At 64.6% G+C, this 2907-nt stretch carries 1 protein-coding gene and 1 pseudogene; one reads left to right on the top strand and one right to left on the bottom strand.

The window, feature by feature from the left end:
* Positions 1–478: 478 nt before the first annotated feature.
* Positions 479–892, top strand: a pseudogene (locus tag AC5Y7V_RS31260) (ATP-binding protein); the annotation flags it as partial.
* Positions 893–1257: 365 nt separating this feature from the next.
* Here AC5Y7V_RS31260 and AC5Y7V_RS31255 read toward each other — a convergent pair.
* Positions 1258–2685 carry a DUF7159 family protein gene (locus AC5Y7V_RS31255; RefSeq protein WP_499883781.1) on the bottom strand — a complete coding sequence of 476 codons (1428 nt, stop codon included), beginning with the start codon at positions 2683–2685 and terminating at the stop codon, positions 1258–1260.
* Positions 2686–2907: the final 222 nt, after the last annotated feature.

Raw genomic sequence — 2907 nt, 5'->3', positions numbered from 1 at the left:
TGCTTGCCGGAGGCGCTCGGACAGACACCGCCGTTGCCCAGAACCCTCTGTGTGGGCTGATCGAACAGTCGCGGGAAGCGTAGCTCCCGCGGTTGGCACCAAGCCACGGCCACCCGCAGTGCCAGATAATAGCGATTATGGTCAACCAACTGGCCGGCCACCACGGCAACATGTAGTACCCCCCGGCCCGCCGCCACCCGGACGCCGGTGACTCTCAGGAGCGCCGGTCGAAGCTGCCCCTTTGGTTGCCGAGGGCCAAACACGCTGGGATGCTGACGGTTTCGGTCCTTTGGCCGTTGCGCCTACACATGGCCAAAACGTCACTGTGACGATTGGATCGCCAATCAGGCTGTGCGCCAGCACTTTCCGGCACGTATCATGGATAATCGATATTATCCATGAACAGCCACCTCCACCACCAGCGCGGGGTCACCCGCCCGGCTTCGGCGGCGTGGTGGTGGCGCGAAACTTATTTTAGTTAGGACATATCGCTGTCCGCAAGCATCACAGCGTGCACACCGAGCGGGCCGACAAACTGTTCAAACGTCTACGCGGGGCACGTCTGGACGGCAGCTACGAAGACGAGATGCGCAAACTGCACCGCGTCGAGTTACTCATCATCGACGATCTGGCCCTGCACCGGCTGGAAGCCACCGAGACCACCGACTTCTACGAGATCATCGTCGAACGCCACCGCGCCGCTTCAACCATCATCACCAGCAACCGCGAACCCCCCGAAATCCTGACCATGATGGCCGACCCCCTGCTGGCCCAATCCGCGATGGACCGACTGCAATCCGCGGCCTACGAACTCGTCGTCGAAGGCGAGTCCTACCGGCAACGCCAAAAACCCAAGAGCCGAAAGCCGGCCCCTCCGACTCCGTCGGATTGACCGGCACAACCACCATCGGTCACCATCAACACACGGCCAACGATCGGAACAACCCGGTCCCATACTCATGGCAAACCGGTGGTCCCATCACCCTGGCAGGCGACATACGAGTCGGGAGATGGTGTCGGGACGCACGCGGAAGTGGTTTGGCGGCGGCGGCATTGGAACCCTGGCCGGGATCACGCTGACCTAGAGGCATTGGGCCACTGAGGTTATTGGTTAACCTGCCTCGCCACCAATACCTTCCAACGCAGCTGCGGCAGCCCGGGTTCACCGTTGCAGCGTTTCACGCTTCGTCGTGGGTCAAAGCCAACTCGACTACTCGCCTACCGGCGCGCTACCGCTACCGCCTACTACGCCCTAACTCAATGCATGAAGCCCGGTAGACCGGGAATTCCCGGGAGGAAACCCCCACCGCCGTGGCCCCCACCGCCGTGGCCCCCACCGCCATGGCCCCCACCGCCATGCCCCGGAGGACCGAAGATCGGTGGCAGTGGGATAACGATCGGCGGCGCGGGCGGGGGTGGCGCAGCTGGGGGAGCCACAGGCGCCGGAGCGGGTGCCGGAGCCACAGGCGCCGGAGCCACAGGCGCCGGAGCGGGTGCCGGAGCCACAGGCGCCGGAGCGGGAGCCGGAGCCGGAACCACAGCAGCCGGAGTCTCCGGAGCCGGAGCCGATTCAACGGGAGCAGGAGCTGGGGCTGCGGGCGCTGGCGGCGCCTGCTTCGTCGGGGTGACCAGGTTTTGGCTGGGGCCCGGCTGCTGATCGACCGTCGGCCGGATGCTGATCGCGAGTGCAATCACCAGCGCCACGACCCCGACAACAAAGACCGCCATCAACGCGCTACCAGGCAGCCAAAGCGACTTGCGTGCTTGCTCGTCGCGACCGGCGCTGACGTCGGCGAATCCGCCGGTAAGGAAGTCTTTGTCGCCCCCGGCGGCGGTGTAGGCGTCGGCTTTGTCGTCCACGATCGCGCTGTAGGCGACGCCCCTCTCACCCATGCCGGTAGTACCCGCAGCGGGAATGTATGCGGGAGCAATCGCATACCGGTCAACCGCACCGGTATCGGGATCCTGCGCATAAGCTAGAGCTGCGGTGGACGACGCGAACAACGGCGCGTTCGCCGACGCCAGCGCCGCGCCGCGGGCCAGCGCCATCTCTGGTTCCTCGGGTGCGTTCACCGGAAGTGATGTCGCTGTCTCCAGCGCCGGCTTGATCAGTGGGATATCCACACCGGAGCCGACGACGAACACCCCATCCGGGCGCATGTTGAGCCCTTCTGCACCCGAAACCATCTGAACCAGCTCGGCCATGGCCTCGTCGTCGTCTTCGGGTAGCGGTCGTCGGTGCACATCGGCTATCGAACCATCGGCGGTATCGACCACGGCCAACGTCGCGGTATCGGGCTCCACAAACAGCAGCGCGGTGTGTGCGTAGCCGGTCGCATTGCCAACCGTCTGCGCCAACGCGGCCGCAGCCAGAAACGCTGAGACCAACATGACGTTCTCGATCTTGCGGGCAGCCAGCGCATCGCGCAGCGCCGCGGCGTCAAGTTGGTCGCTAAAGGTCACCCCGGTCGACAGCAACTGGTAGCCGCCCTCGGCGGCGCCTTCTCGGGTACCCAGGATGGCCGAGATCACCCGGTCGGCGCCAGCAGAGGGCGCTGAGTCGCCGTTAGCCCTGATCCCGAAGTTATCTTCGTCGACGGTGACACCGTCAGCGTTTTCCCCTTCTATCAGCACCATCCGAACCGTTGAGGGTGCCATCGAAACACCTAGTACGGTATCCACCACTCCTCCAAAATCGCGTTGCCAGCCGCCAACCACGGTCTGGGCACCCAGTTGCTCACGGTTTGGCCCATCGATACCCACATCCCGAGCCACCCGGGCGATCGGCCGCCGGGTACGGCATCAACAGCTACAAGCCGAAGTTGACGCCGGTTGATCGTGAATATTGGAGCCGGGCGGGTCAAAGCTGCGGAATTGGGAAAGCAACGCCATCATCGCGTCGCTCCG

Source organism: Mycobacterium sp. NGS34 (assembly GCF_059812845.1).
This window is presented reverse-complemented; position numbering and strand designations above follow the sequence as displayed.